Below are 18,659 nucleotides of genomic sequence, written 5' to 3'. Positions count from 1 at the left end.
TATACAAAATTGACCAGACCCACGGCGCTGCGTAGATCTGCGATCAAGGCACGAGCTCGCGCTCTGGCTTTCTCAGCACCTTCTTGGAGAACAGCTTCGATTTGAGCAGGATTCGCCATTAATTCTAGGTACTTTTCACGCGGCTCAGCCAGTTGACCATTAATAAGTTCAAAAAGTTCCTTTTTAGCCTCACCCCAAGCGATTCCATCGGCAAACTTCTGACGCATTTCAGCTGTCTGCTCAGCTGATGCAAAGGCTTTATAGACATCAAACACAGTGGAGTTGTCCGGATCTTTCGGTTCGCCAGGCTCTAGCAGGTTTGTCACGATTTTATTGATGCCTTTTTTCAGCTTCTTCTCCGTATCAAATAGCGGAATCGTGTTGTTGTAAGACTTACTCATCTTACGGCCATCCAACCCTTTTAAAATCGCGCTGTCATCTTCTGCGACAACGGCTTCAGGTAGGACAAAGTGATGACCGAATAAGTGATTAAAACGGGCCGCAATGTCTCGGGCCATTTCAATGTGTTGAATTTGGTCGCGACCCACAGGTACTTTGTGGGCGTTAAACGCAAGAATATCGGCAGCCATCAAGACAGGGTAACAAAACAATCCCATCGTAATGCCGAAGTCCGGATCTTGATCCTTCGCAACGTTTTCATCCACGCTTGCCTTGTAAGCATGGGCACGGTTCATTAGACCCTTTGCTGTGACACAGGTAAGCAGCCAGTTCAGCTCTGCAATTTCTGGGATGTCAGATTGACGGTAAAAAGTTGCTTTATTGGTATCCAGGCCACACGCTAGCCAGGTCGCAGCAATCTCAAGACGTGACTGTTTCACACGCTCTGGATCCTGACATTTAATCAACGCATGGTAATCCGCTAAAAAGAAGAAAGACTCTGTATCTTCGCGGTTACTCGCCTCGATTGCAGGGCGGATCGCACCGACGTAATTGCCAAGATGTGGCGTGCCTGATGTGGTAATACCCGTTAAAACAATTTCTTTACCCATTTTCCCTTACTCAATCTTTATAAAAGGTTTCCGTACCCTACCATAAAAGCCGCGCCATACGTAGCGATAAACAACCGATTTCACACAAGAAAATACTGAAATATCAATCTGTCCGCATTAGTCGAAAGGTCAAATTTATCCGAGGGGTATGAACCTTTTTGGTGGGTGGAAGACGATGTAACCAATGGGTTTGCGTTAAGCCTTCCATGGTCAGCAAGCTACCATGCCCGAGCATGACGGATACGGTTTCTTTTGAGGCTTTATGTTTAAAGGAGAACTTACGCTCTGCCCCAAAGCTTAGGGAGCCAATGACAGCCCCCTCCACCAGCTCTTTCTCTGCATCACTGTGCCAAGCCATACCCTCTTCGCCATCGTGATATAGGTTGAGTAAACACGAATTAAATGTCGCACCAGTAGCAGACTCCACCAGCTGTTTTAGAGCCAAAAGTTCAGGCGTCCAAGGCAAGGCAGTTTTGGTGGTTCTCGAATAGGTATAGGGAAACGGCCGATCCGCGTACCAAGCTACTTTGCGCTTGGTGGTAATATGTTTGCCATAGATCACGGCCTGATCGTGTTGCCATGCGATGGCGTCCATTAAGCTTTGATAAAATTGATCCGCTTCCACTGTTGAACACACGGCCCCTAGGTAACGAACAGTGCCTTCATAGGGCAACAAATTATCCCCACAGGGTGTTTCAAAAAGCATGGTATGCTGCATTTCAATCCTCTTCGCTATGGGTTTTAGCACCTTCCCAACCAATGATAGCGGTCTTTCGCTTTGGTCCCCAACGGTAGCCACCAATTTTTCCAGTGCTTTGAATCACACGATGGCAGGGAATCAAATAAGCAATAGGATTCGCTCCGATAGCCGTGCCCACGGCTCGTGACGCGCTCGGTTGACCTATGTCCGTGGCGATGTCTCCGTAGGTTCGCAATGCACCAGTTGGAATACTCAATAGGCATTCCCAGACCTTTAGCTGAAAGGGTGTTCCAGCAAGATGCAGAGGTATCGGCCTTGATTGTTCGATGGATTGAACAAAAGGGGTTGATAAGGACTCGAAAAACACTAATACCTGCTGGTGCAGCGTATTTTCGGCTTGGGTAAAGGTGCCATTAGGGAAACGTTGCTGCAAATTTTCTAAGGCAGTTTTTGGGTCTTCTTCTAACGCGATATGGCAAATACCTTTCCCTGTGGAAGCAATCAACGCAGAGCCAAACAAGGTATTGTAAAAATCATATTCAATCACCAGCGCAGCGCCACCTTGCTTGTATTCCCCCGGTGTCATACCTTCAATTCTGACAAACAAATCATGCAAACGTCCGGTGCTAGAAAGCCCCGCCGCATCCGCCGCCACCAAATTACTTCCTTGTTTTCGTAAGGTTTGTTTCGCGTGCTCCAAACTGATGTATTGGACAAACTTCTTAGGACTGACGCCAGCCCAAGATAGAAACACTCGCTGAAAATGACTTGGACTCATGTGAGCCACTTTTGCCATGTCTTCTAACGACGGCTGGGACTGGAAGTTCTCAGCAATATAATGAATAGCGTTTTCGATCCGCTGATAGTACTGATGGTTTTGCATGGAGATCACTGTTTAACCAAGACATTTAGTCACATGATAATCCAGTCTGATAAAGAGTCGACCCGATTCTTGCGAACTGACAGTGATTTAGTAAATAGAAAACTATAATAGAAAGTATGGTGGAGCTAAGCGGGATCGAACCGCTGACCTCTTGCATGCCATGCAAGCGCTCTCCCAGCTGAGCTATAGCCCCACAATGTAGGCAGAATACCCTGAGATGGATTTGGTGGAGCTAAGCGGGATCGAACCGCTGACCTCTTGCATGCCATGCAAGCGCTCTCCCAGCTGAGCTATAGCCCCAAAATCGAGCAGAATTTTATGAGGGCAAATCTTGCGTGTCAATAATTTTTGTTTGCAATATCACACACATAGACCAAATGTTTTGATTTTGATCATCAATCTGTTACAAAAATAGCCTATACCCTAGGCAATTTTCGACGCATTATTAAACACACAATGTGTGCAAACGCCATTAACCTGTATTTGAGATGCAATTATGCCCGAGCAGTTCAAAGCGCTTGATGAGCTAATGATGGCTCAACAGCCTATACTTAATAAAAACAAGGAACTATTTGGTTACGAGCTTCTTTTTCGTGGCCAGCAGGAGCATTCAGCCTCATTCAGTAACGCAGAAGTGGCCACTAGCCAGGTGATTACCAACCTATGTATTGGCATTACCAAACTTGAGGCTCAATTACGCCAGCCATTTTTCATCAATATGACCACTGAGTTGGTTCTATCGGATGCATTTTTTCCGATTTCCCCAGATACGGTTTATATCGAAATATTAGAAGACCAAAACATCACTCCAGAATTCATCAGTGCCGTCATTCGCTGGCACGAGTCAGGATTTCGTTTTGTCTTAGATGACTATCACTTCGACTCAAGTTACGACAAGTTACTGCCGTATATCTCCATGATTAAAATTGACGTCCTAGCGACGCCACCCAGTACCTTTGCTAGCAAGTTAGAAGAACTGAAAACCTTAGATATCAAACTGGTGGCAGAAAAGATCGAAGATCAATCCATGTTCGACGAATGTGTCGAAATGGGCTTTACGTATTTTCAGGGCTATTTTTTACAACGCCCAGAGTTAGTCAAAGGTCGACGAGTTGATGCCCAAGTAGAGAGCGCCGTACGTTTGGTCAATATGCTACAGGATCAAGATGTGAGCATTGACAAGGTTACAGAGCTGGTTACACAAAACCCTACTTTGTCCTATCAAATGCTTCGCTTAATCAATAGCCCTGTGGTGGGAGTATCCAAAGAAGTCTCGTCTATCAAAGAAGCCATTACCTATTTGGGCTTAACCCAGCTTAAACGCTGGGCCATGTTGATCACCTTGAGTTCTCAAAGCAGTGAAAACGATAGTGTTTTGCGGGTATTACTCATTCGCGCTCGATGCTGTGAGCTGTTAGCACTGAAAAACGGCCAAATATCCTCTGACTCCGCCTTCACCATGGGGTTAATGTCTGGCATCGACCGCATCCTACAAATGGAGCTAAAAGAAGTACTGAATCAAATCACCCTTGGGGAGGAGATCAAAGAAGCGATTCTCGACTATAAAGGTCCTTTGGGGAAAGTACTCTACAGCGCCACCTGTATCGAAGAAGAGCGCTGGGATCGCATCGGCAAGTTGCCACCAAATGTAAGACGCTCTTTGAACCGATCATTCTTTGATGCATTACAATGGGCTAACGAAGTCTTGCATGGCCTAAAATAAATCTGCACTAAACCATTGACAGGGAAACTAAAAACAATAAAATGTGCTCCACGTTTTCCAAGCCAGTGTGGTGGAATTGGTAGACACGATGGATTCAAAATCCATTGCCTATAAAGCGTGCCGGTTCGAGTCCGGCCACTGGTACCATATTAAAAAAGCCGACTTACATAAGTCGGCTTTTTTATTGCCTAAAATTCGTTCATGGCCTCGTGAACGTAATCAGGCAGATCTTCTTCCGCTGGAATGGGCGTGGACTTACCTTGTTCATCGATAGCAACGAATTTAAAAATCCCTTCTGTCACTTTTTCACGAATACCAATGCGACCGCGACGCACCCAGGCTTCCACATGAATATTCATGGATGTACGTCCTACCGATTCCACATAGGTGTACACGCCTAGGATATCCCCTACTTTCACCGGACGGATAAAGCTCATGCTGTCCAATGCCACAGTCACTACACGGGTTTGTGCCCGCTGACCAGCACAAATACCTGCTGCAATATCCATCTGAGACACGACCCAGCCACCAAAAATATCACCTGCTGGGTTAGTATCCCCCGGCATGGCGACAGTACGGGTTGTTAAACGACCTTTCTCTTTATCAACTGCCATATTAGCCTCTCCTACTACATGCATATGTTATATCAAAGCTACCAGCACGAATCATTAACTAACCTGTTATCCCCCTGAAATAGAGACAAAATGGCTCAAACCTACTTATCAGAATCCCAGTATTCCCCTTTGACTATTGCTGGCACTGATTTAGCATAGAAATCTAAGAACCGCGCCACTTTTACTTGGGTCTGTCCCTAAGGTTTTCCATGTACGCATTTCAAAGCAAATTACCGAGCACCGGCACTACTATTTTTACCCAGATGTCAGAACTGGCAGCCAAGCATAATGCTGTCAATCTGTCACAAGGATTTCCTGATTTTGACGGTCCTAGCGCCTTACTTGAGGGAGTCAATCATTACATCCAACAAGGCAGCAATCAGTATGCCCCAATGATTGGGGTAGCTTCCTTGCGCCAAGCCATTGCTAGCAAAATCAAGCGTTGCTATGACAATGATATAAACCCAGACACACAGGTCACCATTACTTCCGGTGCCACCGAAGCCCTCTTTGCTGCCATTACCGCCTTTGTGCAGACTGGGGACGAGGTCATTGTGTTTGATCCGGCCTATGATTCCTATGACCCAGCAATCACCTTGAGCGGTGGCCGAGCCATCCACATCCCTCTGCTTCCGCCTAGTTTCGCGATGGATTGGCAGCGTATTGCCGACGCCATCACACCTAAAACTCGCATGATTGTGATTAATTCGCCCCACAACCCTACTGGCCAGACCCTATCCCAAGAGGATATTGCGCAATTGGCAGAGCTGGCAAACAAGCACGATTTGCTGGTGTTGTCCGATGAAGTGTACGAGCACATTGTGTTTGACGGCGCCCAACATCAAAGTGTGTTACGTCACAAAGACCTCAGTGATCGGAGTATTGTGGTGTCATCTTTTGGCAAGACCTACCACACTACAGGTTGGAAAGTAGGTTACTGTATTGCGCCGGCGGCGCTAATGGGAGAGATTCGCAAGATTCACCAGTACCTCACTTTTAGCACCACCACGCCGATGCAATTGGCCTTGGCCGATTTCTTAAATTCGGCCCCAGATCATGACCAGCTGTTGCCCGCTTTCTATGAAGGCAAGCGAGACTACTTCAATAAGTTGATGTCAGAGAGTCGATTCAGCTTCACTTCAACACCGGGCACCTATTTCCAATTAATGGACTACAGTGCCATTCAAGACATGCCGGATACGGAATTTGCGTTGTGGCTAATCGAACATGCGGGGGTAGCGGCCATTCCTGTGTCAGTGTTTTACCAAGTGCCGCCGAAGGATATGCGTTTAATTCGCTTCTGCTTTGCTAAACAGAACAGTACCCTTACCAAGGCCGCAGAACAGCTTATTACACTCTAATAATCTTCAGAGAAAATTAGATTGAGTCAGGTTTCGACATGGAAAAGGCACGCGCCAGAGCACAGGTTGCTTTGGCGTTTTTGATTTTATTGAGCGTCAACTCCGGGACAGACTTAGCAAGCTCTTGCGCCCCTAATAACGCTGCTGATTCTGCCACCCCGTATACCCCAACCGTTTTAAACACATACTCAGAACGAGCACTCAAAAAGGGCTCCATCGGCATAAGTGCCGGCGCGTCATAGGTAATAAAGGGCAGCTGGTATTTATTTGCTAACTCAATTAAGTGGGTTTCGTCAGCTTTAACATCAATGCTATACAGGCCAGAAAGGTTTTGGGGCGTTAACCCTTTTGTCTCCAACCCCTCTAACATCAAATCCTCTAGATAGGATAAAGGACAGTTTCTCTCACAGCCCATGCCGAGGGTATAAATAGGGTTCAAATAGGGGTTAGCCGTGGTCACGACCAATTCCGCTCCGAGGAGATCGGCTACCTGACTGCCCCAGTGATTAGCGCCCCCTTCATGGCCCGACAACAAGGGCACCACAAATCGCCCTTGTTCATCCAGCACCAGTACTGGCGGATCGTCATATTTGCTTTGTAGCACAGGCGCCAATGTGCGCATCACTATCCCCGAAGCACAGATGAAGAGCAATTTATCCCCTTGTTTAAAAAAGCTCTGGACCGTGCCAGCAAAAGGCTGAGGCTTGAAGTGTAACGCACTATCAGGCAAGTGCTGGGCAAGGCGCTGAGCCAACAAGGCACCTGCTTCGGTTAAAGCTATGATACGAATCATCGGCTGCCTCGCTCGCTTCGAGTAATGATAAATAACGAGAAATAAGGCCCTGCTTCACTGGGTAGCTCGGCAACATCTGTGACAATGCGCTCATTATCGCGGCCAACGTATTCGAGATATTTAGCATCTTGAAGACGACCAGTAAGCCCAAGAGCAGCGAGTATTTTGGGGCGCGCTCTCCCTGCTTTCATGATTACCACTGAGTCGTGACGCTCCAAAGCATTCTGAATCTGCGCTTCCGTATGTCGACCACTGACCACGGCAAAGGATTCTTTTAACAGTGTAAGCGGAAGTTTAATGGCCGCCGCTGCCGCATGAATGCTAGAGATACCAGGAATCACATCCACAGGAAATTGTGCTTCTAAGCGCTCCATCAAGTAAGTGAAGGAACCAAAAAACAAAGGGTCCCCTTCACATAAGAACACCACATTGTGACCAGCACTCAAGGCCTGCTGGATGCGTTGAGCCCCTTCGTCGTAGGCTTGATTGGCCGCACTACGATCCGTCGACATGGGCATGGGAATGACAATATCAGCCAAACAATTATGACGCTGATCCATAGCAATGTGTGCTATCTGCTTTGCTTGAGAAGTCCCAGACTCCCCGGCCAAATATGCCACCACATCAGCTGACTGAATAAGTCGGGCTGCCTTTAGGGTAAGCAACTCAGGGTCACCGGGGCCAACGCCAACGCCAATAAAACGCCCTTGCTGTTGTGTCTGTGTCATATCATTGCCCCCATTTCTGGTTTTCCTAATTGCCGTTTTTCAAATCGCTTCTTTTCAAATCGCCACAGGGTAACGGGTAAATGGGGGCGACGCATACGGCTGCCGGCCAACCGTTCACTGCGCTGAACCTGTAACGTTACACTTTCATCCATGGCATCGTCTTGGGCATCTCGTTGAGCCAAAAATGCCATAGCCGCCATCTGAGTGGCGTCGGTCACCGAGCTGACTAACAACACGCCTCCCAAAGGCAGACGCTGCCAAACCGTTTCAAGTAATTCAGCCATTTCCCCATCACTCCCCCCGACAAACACTCTATTGGGGGACGGTAATGACCCTAAGGCCTGGGGTGCTCGTCCGTTTACTGTAGTTAAGTTGTGCACCACCCCAAAGCGATCACGGTTTTGCTCTAAACAGGCAAAGCGCTCTGGGTGATGCTCTACTGCATAAATGCCACTTTGGGCATTCCAATAGGCCAGCTCAATTGCCACACCGCCGCATCCCGCGCCAATGTCCCAAATCACTTCTCCCGCCTCAGCTCCCAAATAAGACAAGATAGCCAAACGCACTTCGCGCTTAGTGATCATGCCTTTGCCATCCCCTTTATCCGTCACAAAGAGCTCATCTTTAAAGCCAGGCGTGGCGGGGAATCGCGCCGACTGATCACTCGTTTCAACAATGACCACATTTAAAGGATCAAATGTTGTGTCTTGCTTAGCCAGACTCTCTGCAGAAAATGGAGTGACCCTTTGATCGGCGTAACCCAGCCTTTCGCACACAGTAATTTGGCTTTGTGTTAAACCAAAATCCACGCATTCCTGAGCAATAGCCCTAGGGTGACTCTTTGCATCTGTGAGTAGCACTAACCGACGCCCTTGATGAAGGTGACGCCGTAAGCTGGCGAGAGGACGCCCATGCACACTAACAACTTCAGCCTCTTGCAAGGACAGCCCAATTTGATGACAAGCTGCCTGAATACTGGACACATTAGGATAAAAAACCATGCTGTAGTGGGAAAAATGACGCTTAACCCAAGCCCCAATACCAAAGTACAAAGGATCCCCTGACGCCAGTATCACTACTTGCTTTGTATCGTTTTGCAGGGCTTCATCTAGGACTGTTTGTAACTCAGATAGCTTGGGCAGTACCAATTGTGCGGCTTGAGGAGATAACCGGCTGACCATGGCTAGCTGTCGCTCACTACCAACCAAGAGTCCCGTATCGGGTAAGGCACGAATCATGGCCTCCGCCTCGGGCAATAAGCTAGCCTCAGCATTCACCCCTAGGCCCACCACATGGATTTGTTGGCTAGTCGTTTGGCTCATTAATAATACTCACCAATATTGCAACGTAACAAAGCATTGCAGCTGGCGGAGGTGACAGCACTGCCACCCATGCGCCCTAATAAGGTAATGCATTCAATCCCCAAGGCTTGGTGGGCTTGCCACAAGGCTTCTTTTGATTCCGCCGCGCCAACAAACCCTACAGGCATCCCCACGATCAAAGCTGGCTTAGGCGCTCCCGCTTCAATCATTTCTAACAAGCGAAACAATGCCGTCGGAGCATTTCCGATCAAGACAACGCTGCCCTCCAGATGATCCTGCCAAAGGCTTAGGGCCGCCATGGATCGAGTTTCCCCTTGCTCTGCCGCCAAGGTCGCCGCCTGTGGATCATTTAAAAAACATAAGGGTGGCGTCTTTATCATGCGCTTAGTAACACCCTGTTTCACCATTTCCACGTCACATAGGATGGCACAATCCTTCCCTAACGCTGCTCGTCCAGCGTCACAGGCTTTAGCACTAAAGCGCACCTGCTCGGCAGCACTAGGCAGCCCAAGACTGTGGACAATGCGCATGGCCACTTGCTGTTCATCCTTAGACAAATGATCCAGCTCGGTTAAGGAACGAATCTGACGGAAGCTGTCTTGTTCGATGGCTTGGGGGTTGTGTTCGAATTGATAACTCACTGTTGTTGCATATCCTGCTGTTGTGGAAGACCCACTGTGTAATGTTTGTCGAGTTCACTGACCAGATGCGTCAAATCCGTAAAAAGTCGAGTGGATTTTAGTTCTTGGGGGCGCTGGTGTAAAAGGACAGGAATGCCCTTTTGGCGCGCCGCCAGTAATTTGGCTGAGGTAGCGTCTCCGCCACTATTTTTACTGACGATCACGTCAATACAGTGTGTCGTCAATAGGGCTTGTTCATCCGCTAATGAAAATGGGCCGATCGCCTTTTCCCAAATAACGCCTTTCGGTAGCTCAAACTTTGGTGGCACCGCCGTGCGCCAAAGCACCTGCTCCACTGATGGCAGGGCGACTAGGCGCTGAACAAAAGACTCTGTCATTTGCCCAGCGCTTAAGAGGGGGCGATGATAGTCTTGTAACTGGGTCAATAACGACTCTTCGTCAGCGTAGAAGAGCCATTGATCTTGGGCTTCAGCTTGCCAAGGGGGGCGAAGAAAGCGCCATACTGGAATGCCTGTCTCATGACTTGTCTGGGCCGCTTTATTACTCATATTCACCGCATAGGGGTGGGTACCGTTAATCACCAAGTCAATTGACTGCTGGGCAAGGTAGTTGGCTAATCCACCAAATTGAGTAAAGCCCCCCACTAGGATTTCACAGTCCAATCTCGGAGTACGAACTAAACCAGCAATGGAATACACCACCTTGTAGCCTTTTAGATGAAGAGTCTCAGCCAAACGTCGTGCGTCTGCTGTCCCACCAAGCAGTAATATTTTTGGCACTCTAGTCGTCATTCGATTCCCCTAAGTCTATCGCCTGACCGACGAAATTTCCCTTGCGATCAATGGCCAGCACTTCTAGTGCCATGTGTTCAGGTATATATCGACGACACACCTTCAGGGCCTGCCGACACACCTCATCTGCCAAGGGGATTCCCTGCTTTTGCGCAAAAGCCAAGGCTTCGACACTGGTATTGGCTGAGCCCATGGCATCCTGCAATAACTCATCCCCCCCTAAAGTCCGAGCAAGTTCCGCCAGGGCTCCAAGATCAATGCTGGAGGCTCTTGAGTTGAGGTCTAGATGCCCTTGGGCCAACTTACTGATTTTGCCAAAGCCGCCACAGACAATAAATTTGTCCAGTTTTGCCTGTTGTCCCTCGACTTTTTTAAGATGTTTTAACGCAGCTCCGACAAAGTCCCCCATTTCAATTAAGGCCATAGGGTCTAGCTGGTCTCGGGATTGAATGGCCGTTTCACTGGCATTCCCCGTCGTCGCGGCAATGGTGTGATGTTGATTTGCCCGCGCCACATCAATGCCTTGATGAATTGATGCAATATACGCAGCACAGGAAAACGGACGCACTATGCCAGTGGTGCCTAAAATCGATAAGCCCCCTAAAATCCCTAATCTTGGATTCATGGTTTTTTGCGCAATGGTCGCACCATTTTCAATGCCCACGGTGACTTCAAAGCCACCAGTGTAATCGTACTGCTTGGCTAGTTGCTCTAGGTGCTGGGTCATCATTTGTCGTGGCACAGGGTTGATTGCTGGCTCTCCAACCTCAAGTACTAAGCCGGTTCGGGTGACTGTCCCAACCCCTTCTCCAGCTTTAAAGCGGACGCCTGTTTCAGGCAACAGGCGCACACTGGCAAATACCGTGGCCCCATGGGTGGCATCTGGGTCATCCCCAGCATCTTTTACGGTGGATGCTGTCGCGGTATCGTTTTCAATGCGGCAAGGATTCATGGTCAAACTAACCACTTTTCCCTTCGGCAGAGTCACTTCCGCATTTAGCACTTGAGCATGGGTAAAAAGATATTGAGCAGCTGCCACACAACATGCGGTGGCACAGGTACCTGTCGTCAGGCCTGTCCGCAAAGGTTGCTTGCTTTCACCGCTCTCAGGCCACATAGGTTATTCACCCGCCCCAGAGAATAGCGCTGCGGTAGCAGCCAAATTAGAGGGAAAGAATAAATGTAGATAACTCGCCGTCAGGCCTTTCTCACGATAAATCGCTTCCCCAGGAGCTGGATGACGCTGGCGTTTGCCGTGGGCAATTGGATCAGGGGTATTTTCACTGCGGGATCTATGGTGAGCATGGGCGCGAATCTCACCTTCTGGCAAGGGCGCACTCTGCATCCCCTGACAACCTCGTTTACCACGCATGGCCCCCGCCCCTTTTAAGATTCCCAGCATTGGGTAAGTTGTCTGCTCAAGATCCGTTAAGCTTTCAAGGCTATAAAGCATACCGCCACACTCCGCTAAGATTGGTTTACCCGCCGCAAAAAAAGCACGAATTTGATCTAGCATTGGGCGATTATTTGCCAAGCCTTGAGCATGTAATTCAGGATAGCCTCCCGGCAACCACAGGGCATCTGCCTCAGGTAACAGAGCATCTTTTAAAGGCGAAAAGAAACTCACCTCTGCACCAAGGGATTTAAGCGCTCTAAGGTTTGCATCGTAAATAAAGCTAAAAGCCGCATCTTTGGCTACCGCGATGGTTTTTCCCGCCAGCAGCGGTGTCTCTAGGTGACTTGGCTCTGATTGCTCTGGTGCCCGAAACGCAACAGGTTCAGGCAGGCATAAGAGTTTAGAGTCATTGGTTTGGGCCAGCCAATCCACAGCGGCCTCAAAACGCGCTTCCAGTTCAGCACGGACTTCTTCCGCTTGCACCAAACCAAGATGTCGCTCTGGCAAGGTCACTTCTTCGTCACGCTTTAAGGAAGCCAGTAAAGGAATGTCTGTTGGCAAAGCATCACGAATCAATTGCGCGTGACGTTCGCTACCACATCGATTGGCAATCAGACCAGCAATTTGCACATCGTCTCTAAAACGGGCTAAGCCCAACGCCACGGCTGCAGCCGTTTGCGCCATCCCCTTAACATCCATGACGATGGCCATAGGGATGCCAAAGGTTGCCGCAAGATCAGCACTGGACGGTTCCCCATCAAACATTCCCATGGCGCCCTCCACTAGGATCAAGTCAGCGCTCTGGGCTGCCTCAAACAACATCTGACGGCAGTAATTTTCTCCCGCCATCCAAATATCCAGTTGCTCAACGGGTTGCCCAGAAGCTTGCGCCAAAATCTGGGGATCTAAGTAGTCTGGACCCGTTTTAAATACCCGAACCACCTTGCCCTGTTTCGTGAAGTAACGAGCAAGGGCCGCAGTAATAGTCGTCTTACCTTGGTTAGACGCAGGGGCGGTTAAAAATAAGGCTGGGCAATGGGCCAAGTGATCAGTCATGGTTTACACTTAATACAAATTAGTTGGGACACTTACTATTGTAAGCAATCTTCTAGTGGGAGGTAATCCGCTCCAAGGGCTGTGGCCAGCTCTTTTGCCCGGCCACGCTTCACGGAGGCTTGTTCGATATCAATCACCACCGTTTGAGTCGGCAAAGACGGTACATCTAACGCTCCACTCACTCGACCATCGGTCAAAATATACACCGTGATGTGCTGTTCTGATTGCTGTTTTTGCTGACGCTCAATGTACTCCCCAAGTTCTTCTAAGGCTTTATTGATTGGGGTGCCGCCGCCCGCGCTCAAAGTGTCAAGTTGCGCCAATAGGCTTGATGGTGCACGACGTTTCTCTAACAAGGTCTCTACCGAGTCTCCCCCAAATCCCATTAAGGTCACTTGTTCACGCTTCAAATAGGCTGCGTTGCTAATTTGCTCAATCAAGCCTTTAGTACGGCCAAACCCTTGTTCGGCCAACGTAGAACCAGAAGTGTCCAACAATAACAGGTGCAATACGGGGGCACCGCTCTTGTTGGGCTTGAACTTTAATGTCTTAGGGGGCCAAACACCGGCACTGGTTTGTAGGGTACGAGACCAGTCCACTTGGGAAACATGATTTGACGAATTAGCCCGTTGCTGCCCGCCAAGTGTTTTCCCTTTACGTTTGCCAACGGTTGCTTGTTCAGTCGATGAAGCAGCTTCAGATACGGGGGTTACAAGGGGTTTAAAAAAACCTGATGTATGAACAGTAGACTGCGCCTCTTTGGGCATGGCTCCCCAATCAGACTCGGCGGATGACTCACTCTCCGCCGACGTTGAAGACTTTCCCGGCGCAGAGCCCTCCCGAAGGCTATCGGATGGGCGTCGAGAAGGAGACGGAGCAGAAGATGGCGGCGGTGATGCAGGAGGCGTAGAAGCATTTTGTCGACGATGGGCCAAGACAAAAGATTCCACCGCCAACACATCATCAATTGATACGGTTTGAGCCCCACGCCAAGCCGCATGAGCCATAGCCGCGCGCACCCAGACAATGTCTGCCCGCACACCATCGACTCTGGCATCCTGACAACGACTGGCAATGTCCATGCGTAAGGCATCCGCACATTTTATTTCTGATAAGCGCTCACGAGCTTGATTGATGCTTAAACGCAAATTGCGCTGCTTGTATTTAAAAGCGTCAAAAAAGCCTTGGTTGTCTTGGTCGTATTCGTCTCTTAAACGCACAATCTGCACGCGCTCTTCAAGGGAGTACTGATTCGACAGGGTAACCATTAAACCAAAACGGTCCTGCAACTGGGGGCGTAAGGCCCCTTCTTCCGGGTTCATGGTGCCCACTAACACAAATTGAGACGCATGCTGGTGGCTGACCCCATCTCGCTCGACACGGTTCACTCCACTGGCACTGACATCTAATAGCTGGTCAACCAAGCCATCCGGTAACAAGTTCACTTCGTCCACATACAAGATACCTTGGTGAGCCGCAGCCAGAAGTCCTGGTCGGAACTGGGCTTGTTTATCCTGCAACACAGACTCGATGTCTAGAGAACCGAGCAGGCGGTCTTCGGTAGCTCCCAAAGGTAAGGTAACAAATGGCGTCGATTGCTCCCCTTGAGTAGGCATTACATCCGCCAAACCTCTCGCTAAGGTAGATTTGGCACTGCCTCTGGGGCCAGAGATAAGCACACCGCCAATACGAGGATTAATGGCAGTTAACGTCAAAGCCAACTTCAAGGAGTCTTGCCCAGCTACTGCCGTAAATGGGAAATGGTAATGCTTGAAATCTGCCATGGGGTACCTGCTATTAAACGGCGCAACGATGGCAATACACCATCATGAAATTCTTCTTGAACCTTATCTGTGGCGGTATTTTAAGTCAAATTGAAAACATGCGAGCCACCATGAATGAGATCTATATAAACCGTCCAGTAAAGGTTTTATTTAAGGCTTGACCTTGGTGTTAACTCAAAGGTTTATACTCTATGTAAATTCAATCAAGAGACTCGCTATATGTACCGGATCGGCGAATTAGCAAAACGCTTTGATATCAACACGGACACTTTACGGTTTTATCAAAAACAGGGGTTGTTAACCCCTTCTACCGTAGCGGATAACGGCTACCGCCTGTATTCGGAGCAAGATGCCACGACCCTTGGATTCATTTTGCGGGCCAAGGCAATAGGGTTTTCTTTGATGGACATAAAAACCCTGCTGTCCATCGAGGTGGATAAAGCCAACAGCGAATGCGCAGATGTTAAAGAAGTGGTGGACGATAAACTCACCCAAGTCACTGCGAAGATAGCCGAATTAAAAACCTTTCAGCGCTCCTTACAACGCCTATCCAATGCCTGCTGTGGCGGCCATGAAAGCGCCGAGGACTGCACCATATTACAAGCCTTAGAGTCGGAGTCTCTAGACATCCAACCTGAGCATCATCACCATTAATGGGAGGCCTTATGTCTTGGTTCTATGCATTCATCGACCTGTTTTTAGAGTCCGCCCCTTGGCTGGTCCTCGGGCTGATTATCGCTGGGCTGCTTAAAGAATTCGTTCCCATGGCGTGGATGGAAAAGCAACTGGGACAAAATGCGAAATTCCCAGTGATTAAAGCGGCCTTAATCGGCGCACCTCTGCCCCTGTGCTCCTGTGGTGTCATTCCTGCTGCTGCAGGGTTGCGTAAAGCGGGAGCCTCAAAAGGAGCAACCACCTCCTTTCTAATCTCTACCCCGGAAACTGGCGTAGATTCCATTGCTTTGTCTTGGGTTTTGCTAGGCCCCTTTATGGCCATTGCTCGCCCTATTGCCGCCATTTTTAGTGCTATCACTGCTGGCTGGCTGGTTGGCAAGGAGCAAGCAGTTGAGAGTTTACCAGAGGCACCGAAGAGCACATCAAGCTGCTGCGCCTCTAACTCATGTCACTCGACGCCCAACAAATTATCTCTTTTACAGCGTTTTAAGCGAGGCATTCATTATGCCGCCACTGAAATGGTCGATGACATTGCCATCTGGCTGTTGATCGGTATTGGTTTTGCGGCAGCCGTTCAGGCCTTTGTCCCAGCGAGCTTTCTTGCGCAATGGGGAACAGGACTACTCGCCATGCTGGTGATGGTCATTATTTCCATCCCTATGTATATCTGCGCCACCGCATCCACCCCTATTGCAGCGGGCTTGCTGGTCGCTGGGGTCTCACCGGGTGCTGTATTGGTCTTCATGCTAGCCGGTCCTGCTACCAACATCGCTACTTTGGGAGTGGTCTACAAACTGTTGGGTAAACGTGCCTTGTGGAGTTACTTAGCAGGGGTTTTAGGCTGTGCATTGGCCTTCGGCTGGGCCGTTGATTGGTTGTTTTCAACCTTAGGCTGGCAGTTAGACCTAATGGGAAATGTCGCTGAACAAGCCCACGCCTCGATCTTCGCAATCGTTTCTGGAGTAATTCTCGGGGCATTGATGGTGTGGCGCATCGGCCTTTCTTTGATGCCCAACCAAGGTCACAACCACAGTCATAGCCACTAATGAGAGCAACCCGATTAAAAAAGCCCGTGTCGCCAAAAGGTGACACGGGCTTTTTATCAGTAACTGGACTTATTTATCAGCACGACCTGAGAATTTACGCTCTTCCACGTTAACACGAATACGGTCACCTGTGGAAATGTGCTCAGGCACTTGAATCGTCGCGCCAGTAGACAACAAGGCAGGCTTGGTACGGGAGGTTGCAGACGCTCCTTTAATAGAAGGATCTGTTTCTTGCACTGTTAGCTCAACGGTTTGCGGCATATCCAAACCAACAGGCGCATCGCTCACCAAGATCACCTGAATGCCAGTGGTCTCTTCGTTTAAGAATAACACTTCTTCCGCGATGGCATCTTTATTCAGGTTGTAAGGCGTGTAGTCTTCTTGATCCATAAAGACATAATCATCCCCATCCATATAAGAAAACATTGCCGGACGACGAATCAAATCCGCCATATTCAGCATATCTGAGTCTTTAAAGGTTTCGTCCAGTTTACGGCCAGTCACAACATCGTACATACGCATGCGATATAGGCTACCACCCGCACGCCCCTGTGGGACAGAGCGCTCGATGTCACGAACAATATAAGTCTTACCATCGTATTCAATGGCGTTATTACGTTTGATTTCACTGGCCTTCGGCATTTTCTATTTTCCTAAACTTATCATGATAACCATGCTTTAAACCGTCACTCTATACGCGGCGGCAGCTGCTGATGCTAATCCAGTTTTTGCGGTATATCTAGCTTAAAATCACGCAAAAATGAATCTAACGCCTATCTTTATTCGTATGTGTCGTGAACACATTGTGTTTCTCCATCTTGGCATCATGCACCCTCACCAAAGGAATTAGGAATGAGTGAGCTATCACAGATAGAGCAACTGATACTTCAAGTCGCTCAGGGGAATCGCCCCGCATTTTCCACCCTTTATGATCGCACCAGTGCGAAACTTTATGGTATTTGCTTACGTGTATTAGAAGACGAAGCCCTTGCACAAGATGTGTTGCAAGAGGCGTATTTGAAAATCTGGCGTAGTGCAGAGAAGTACCAAGCTAACGGCTTAAGCCCAATGACGTGGCTGATCACACTGGCCCGTAACAGTGCGATCGATCGACGTCGGGCATTGCAATCGAAGGAGGCGGAATCCATCGATGATTATGACCCTGCTTGCGACGATGCCACCCCTGAGGAGTGCGCGGTAACCGAGCAACTTCAACGTGACATTGAAGAGTGCTTAGAAACCCTAGAGCCAGACAAAGCTAACGCTGTAAAAGGGGCTTATTTAGAAGGGCTAAGCTATGCCGATTTGGCAGATCAATTTTCGGTACCGCTTAACACGATGCGAACTTGGCTGCGACGCAGCCTAATGAAATTAAAAGGTTGTATGGGCCAATGAGTGAATCCTATGAATATCACACACAAGCGGCAGAATACGCACTTGGGTTGCTCTCATCGGACGAGGCAAAGCGCTTTGAAGCGCGATTAGCAAGTGATTCTGACTTGCAGGCTGCTTACATTTTTTGGGCAGAGCATTTCGCGACTTTATACCATGAATGGCACAGTGAAGAACCACCCGCGAGCCTAAAGCAGCGGATCGAGCAAACGGCCTTTGGGACTGCCAACAATAAGGTGACTCAGTTACCTGGCAAGCGCAAAACAACAAGGCCGATTTGGGCCATAGCCGCAGCGGTGCTTTTAACCTTTGGTATCTGGAGCTTGGTGCCTAGTTCGTTTGATGCTACTTATCAAACTAGTTTAGTTGCCACAGAAACAGACTTAGCTGTAGACGTACTCGTTGACGCTGAATCCAAAACTCTGCGCATCATCACAAAACGAGGTGCAGCCGCTATTGAAGGGGATTATGAGCTTTGGGTTGCCATCGGCGATGGTGCGCCAATGTCTCTTGGGGTATTGGACTTATCTGACGTTCAAGAACGCACCCTGGATGTTCCATGGCTATCAGGCTTAACCAATGCCCATATGGCAATCAGTCATGAGCCCAAAGGTGGCTCGCCCACCGGTGCACCGACTGGGCCAGTATTGGCTGTGGCTGACACCATTACCCTGTAATAAATCACTGGTCAGCACGTCTAAAGCCAAGAAACAGTATTTTTTCTTGGCTTTTTTCGTCTGAACA

General features: G+C 48.9%; 18 protein-coding genes, 3 tRNA genes and 1 pseudogene. 7 read left to right on the top strand and 15 right to left on the bottom strand.

Annotation, left to right across the window (positions count from 1 at the left end; translation table 11 throughout):
• Window positions 1-14: 14 nt before the first annotated feature.
• The 5 genes and pseudogenes from ACFQ45_RS02995 to ACFQ45_RS02975 form a co-directional block, all read right to left on the bottom strand.
• A pseudogene (locus tag ACFQ45_RS02995) lies at window positions 15-1,010 on the bottom strand (tryptophan--tRNA ligase); the annotation flags it as partial.
• Between the two features lie 103 nt (window positions 1,011-1,113).
• Entirely contained in the window at window positions 1,114-1,728 is a 615-nt protein-coding gene (locus ACFQ45_RS02990; RefSeq protein ID WP_377365191.1) for an alpha-ketoglutarate-dependent dioxygenase AlkB family protein, read from the bottom strand.
• Between the two features lies 1 nt (window position 1,729).
• Window positions 1,730-2,593: a bifunctional transcriptional activator/DNA repair enzyme AdaA gene (locus ACFQ45_RS02985; RefSeq protein WP_377365189.1), complete on the bottom strand. Its 864-nt coding sequence runs from the start codon at window positions 2,591-2,593 to the stop codon at window positions 1,730-1,732.
• A 117-nt stretch (window positions 2,594-2,710) separates the two neighbouring features.
• Window positions 2,711-2,786, bottom strand: a tRNA-Ala gene (locus ACFQ45_RS02980).
• Between the two features lie 31 nt (window positions 2,787-2,817).
• Window positions 2,818-2,893: transfer RNA gene (locus ACFQ45_RS02975), tRNA-Ala, on the bottom strand.
• 196 nt (window positions 2,894-3,089) lie between these two features.
• On the opposite strand from ACFQ45_RS02975, the gene ACFQ45_RS02970 reads away from it, so the two are divergent.
• Together ACFQ45_RS02970 and ACFQ45_RS02965 are read left to right on the top strand one after the other, a co-directional pair.
• Window positions 3,090-4,316, top strand: coding sequence for an EAL and HDOD domain-containing protein (locus ACFQ45_RS02970; RefSeq protein ID WP_377365187.1), 1,227 nt, complete (start codon window positions 3,090-3,092; stop codon window positions 4,314-4,316).
• 61 nt (window positions 4,317-4,377) lie between these two features.
• Window positions 4,378-4,463: transfer RNA gene (locus ACFQ45_RS02965), tRNA-Leu, on the top strand.
• A gap of 41 nt (window positions 4,464-4,504) precedes the next feature.
• On the opposite strand, the gene ACFQ45_RS02960 is transcribed toward ACFQ45_RS02965, so the two are convergent.
• Window positions 4,505-4,930 carry an acyl-CoA thioesterase gene (locus tag ACFQ45_RS02960; protein ID WP_377365185.1) on the bottom strand — a complete coding sequence of 142 codons (426 nt, stop codon included), beginning with the start codon at window positions 4,928-4,930 and terminating at the stop codon, window positions 4,505-4,507.
• Between the two features lie 209 nt (window positions 4,931-5,139).
• On the opposite strand from ACFQ45_RS02960, the gene ACFQ45_RS02955 reads away from it, so the two are divergent.
• Window positions 5,140-6,291 carry a methionine aminotransferase gene (locus ACFQ45_RS02955; protein WP_377365183.1) on the top strand — a complete coding sequence of 384 codons (1,152 nt, stop codon included), beginning with the start codon at window positions 5,140-5,142 and terminating at the stop codon, window positions 6,289-6,291.
• Window positions 6,292-6,307: 16 nt separating this feature from the next.
• Here the strand turns inward: ACFQ45_RS02955 and ACFQ45_RS02950 are convergent, their stop codons facing one another.
• The 8 genes from ACFQ45_RS02950 to ACFQ45_RS02915 are packed head-to-tail and all read right to left on the bottom strand — an operon-like array spanning window position 6,308 to window position 14,802.
• Window positions 6,308-7,084 (bottom strand): cobalamin biosynthesis protein, encoded by a 777-nt coding sequence (locus ACFQ45_RS02950; protein WP_377365181.1) that lies wholly within the window; start codon window positions 7,082-7,084, stop codon window positions 6,308-6,310.
• Window positions 7,081-7,812, bottom strand: coding sequence for a precorrin-2 C(20)-methyltransferase (gene cobI, locus ACFQ45_RS02945; RefSeq protein ID WP_377365179.1), 732 nt, complete (start codon window positions 7,810-7,812; stop codon window positions 7,081-7,083). Before cobI ends, ACFQ45_RS02950 begins: the two co-directional genes overlap by 4 nt.
• Window positions 7,809-9,134 carry a precorrin-6y C5,15-methyltransferase (decarboxylating) subunit CbiE gene (cbiE, locus tag ACFQ45_RS02940; protein WP_377365177.1) on the bottom strand — a complete coding sequence of 442 codons (1,326 nt, stop codon included), beginning with the start codon at window positions 9,132-9,134 and terminating at the stop codon, window positions 7,809-7,811. The genes cobI and cbiE overlap by 4 nt, the downstream gene beginning before the upstream one ends.
• Window positions 9,134-9,775 (bottom strand): precorrin-8X methylmutase, encoded by a 642-nt coding sequence (locus ACFQ45_RS02935; protein ID WP_377365175.1) that lies wholly within the window; start codon window positions 9,773-9,775, stop codon window positions 9,134-9,136. The genes cbiE and ACFQ45_RS02935 overlap by 1 nt, the downstream gene beginning before the upstream one ends.
• Entirely contained in the window at window positions 9,772-10,566 is a 795-nt protein-coding gene (locus ACFQ45_RS02930) for a precorrin-6A/cobalt-precorrin-6A reductase (RefSeq protein WP_377365173.1), read from the bottom strand. The genes ACFQ45_RS02935 and ACFQ45_RS02930 overlap by 4 nt, the downstream gene beginning before the upstream one ends.
• Window positions 10,556-11,683 carry a cobalt-precorrin-5B (C(1))-methyltransferase gene (locus ACFQ45_RS02925; RefSeq protein ID WP_377365171.1) on the bottom strand — a complete coding sequence of 376 codons (1,128 nt, stop codon included), beginning with the start codon at window positions 11,681-11,683 and terminating at the stop codon, window positions 10,556-10,558. Before ACFQ45_RS02925 ends, ACFQ45_RS02930 begins: the two co-directional genes overlap by 11 nt.
• Window positions 11,684-11,686: 3 nt before the next feature.
• The gene (locus ACFQ45_RS02920) at window positions 11,687-13,018 is read right to left on the bottom strand and encodes a cobyrinate a,c-diamide synthase (protein WP_377365169.1); all 1,332 of its coding nucleotides are present in this window, start codon (window positions 13,016-13,018) and stop codon (window positions 11,687-11,689) included.
• A gap of 35 nt (window positions 13,019-13,053) precedes the next feature.
• On the bottom strand, window positions 13,054-14,802 hold the full coding sequence (locus ACFQ45_RS02915) for an AAA family ATPase (protein WP_377365167.1): 1,749 nt from the start codon (window positions 14,800-14,802) through the stop codon (window positions 13,054-13,056).
• Between the two features lie 219 nt (window positions 14,803-15,021).
• Here ACFQ45_RS02915 and zntR point away from each other — a divergent pair, with 219 nt between their 5' ends.
• On the top strand, window positions 15,022-15,456 hold the full coding sequence (gene zntR, locus ACFQ45_RS02910) for a Zn(2+)-responsive transcriptional regulator (protein WP_377365165.1): 435 nt from the start codon (window positions 15,022-15,024) through the stop codon (window positions 15,454-15,456).
• An 11-nt stretch (window positions 15,457-15,467) separates the two neighbouring features.
• Window positions 15,468-16,523 carry an SO_0444 family Cu/Zn efflux transporter gene (locus tag ACFQ45_RS02905; protein WP_377365163.1) on the top strand — a complete coding sequence of 352 codons (1,056 nt, stop codon included), beginning with the start codon at window positions 15,468-15,470 and terminating at the stop codon, window positions 16,521-16,523.
• Between the two features lie 69 nt (window positions 16,524-16,592).
• Here the strand turns inward: ACFQ45_RS02905 and efpL are convergent, their stop codons facing one another.
• Window positions 16,593-17,165, bottom strand: coding sequence for an elongation factor P-like protein EfpL (gene efpL, locus ACFQ45_RS02900; RefSeq protein WP_377365161.1), 573 nt, complete (start codon window positions 17,163-17,165; stop codon window positions 16,593-16,595).
• Window positions 17,166-17,375: 210 nt separating this feature from the next.
• Here efpL and ACFQ45_RS02895 point away from each other — a divergent pair, with 210 nt between their 5' ends.
• Both ACFQ45_RS02895 and ACFQ45_RS02890 read left to right on the top strand, forming a co-directional pair.
• Entirely contained in the window at window positions 17,376-17,918 is a 543-nt protein-coding gene (locus tag ACFQ45_RS02895) for a sigma-70 family RNA polymerase sigma factor (protein ID WP_377365159.1), read from the top strand.
• Window positions 17,915-18,592 carry an anti-sigma factor gene (locus ACFQ45_RS02890; protein WP_377365155.1) on the top strand — a complete coding sequence of 226 codons (678 nt, stop codon included), beginning with the start codon at window positions 17,915-17,917 and terminating at the stop codon, window positions 18,590-18,592. The genes ACFQ45_RS02895 and ACFQ45_RS02890 overlap by 4 nt, the downstream gene beginning before the upstream one ends.
• Window positions 18,593-18,659 lie beyond the last annotated feature (67 nt).

It is taken from the genome of Rhodanobacter aciditrophus, assembly GCF_042679525.1.
Lineage (GTDB): Bacteria > Pseudomonadota > Gammaproteobacteria > Pseudomonadales > Marinomonadaceae > Marinomonas > Marinomonas aciditrophus.
This window is presented reverse-complemented; position numbering and strand designations above follow the sequence as displayed.

What these genes read in the sequence shown, in the direction of transcription:
- ACFQ45_RS02990 (WP_377365191.1), bottom strand. Translation starts at nt 1,728, where the DNA reads ATGCAGCATACCATGCTTTTTGAAACACCCTGTGGGGATAATTTGTTG.
- ACFQ45_RS02985 (WP_377365189.1), bottom strand. Translation starts at nt 2,593, where the DNA reads ATGCAAAACCATCAGTACTATCAGCGGATCGAAAACGCTATTCATTAT.
- ACFQ45_RS02970 (WP_377365187.1), top strand. Translation starts at nt 3,090, where the DNA reads ATGCCCGAGCAGTTCAAAGCGCTTGATGAGCTAATGATGGCTCAACAG.
- ACFQ45_RS02960 (WP_377365185.1), bottom strand. Translation starts at nt 4,930, where the DNA reads ATGGCAGTTGATAAAGAGAAAGGTCGTTTAACAACCCGTACTGTCGCC.
- ACFQ45_RS02955 (WP_377365183.1), top strand. Translation starts at nt 5,140, where the DNA reads ATGTACGCATTTCAAAGCAAATTACCGAGCACCGGCACTACTATTTTT.
- ACFQ45_RS02950 (WP_377365181.1), bottom strand. Translation starts at nt 7,084, where the DNA reads ATGATTCGTATCATAGCTTTAACCGAAGCAGGTGCCTTGTTGGCTCAG.
- cobI (WP_377365179.1), bottom strand. Translation starts at nt 7,812, where the DNA reads ATGACACAGACACAACAGCAAGGGCGTTTTATTGGCGTTGGCGTTGGC.
- cbiE (WP_377365177.1), bottom strand. Translation starts at nt 9,134, where the DNA reads ATGAGCCAAACGACTAGCCAACAAATCCATGTGGTGGGCCTAGGGGTG.
- ACFQ45_RS02930 (WP_377365173.1), bottom strand. Translation starts at nt 10,566, where the DNA reads ATGACGACTAGAGTGCCAAAAATATTACTGCTTGGTGGGACAGCAGAC.
- ACFQ45_RS02925 (WP_377365171.1), bottom strand. Translation starts at nt 11,683, where the DNA reads ATGTGGCCTGAGAGCGGTGAAAGCAAGCAACCTTTGCGGACAGGCCTG.
- ACFQ45_RS02920 (WP_377365169.1), bottom strand. Translation starts at nt 13,018, where the DNA reads ATGACTGATCACTTGGCCCATTGCCCAGCCTTATTTTTAACCGCCCCT.
- ACFQ45_RS02915 (WP_377365167.1), bottom strand. Translation starts at nt 14,802, where the DNA reads ATGGCAGATTTCAAGCATTACCATTTCCCATTTACGGCAGTAGCTGGG.
- zntR (WP_377365165.1), top strand. Translation starts at nt 15,022, where the DNA reads ATGTACCGGATCGGCGAATTAGCAAAACGCTTTGATATCAACACGGAC.
- ACFQ45_RS02905 (WP_377365163.1), top strand. Translation starts at nt 15,468, where the DNA reads ATGTCTTGGTTCTATGCATTCATCGACCTGTTTTTAGAGTCCGCCCCT.
- efpL (WP_377365161.1), bottom strand. Translation starts at nt 17,165, where the DNA reads ATGCCGAAGGCCAGTGAAATCAAACGTAATAACGCCATTGAATACGAT.
- ACFQ45_RS02895 (WP_377365159.1), top strand. Translation starts at nt 17,376, where the DNA reads ATGAGTGAGCTATCACAGATAGAGCAACTGATACTTCAAGTCGCTCAG.
- ACFQ45_RS02890 (WP_377365155.1), top strand. Translation starts at nt 17,915, where the DNA reads ATGAGTGAATCCTATGAATATCACACACAAGCGGCAGAATACGCACTT.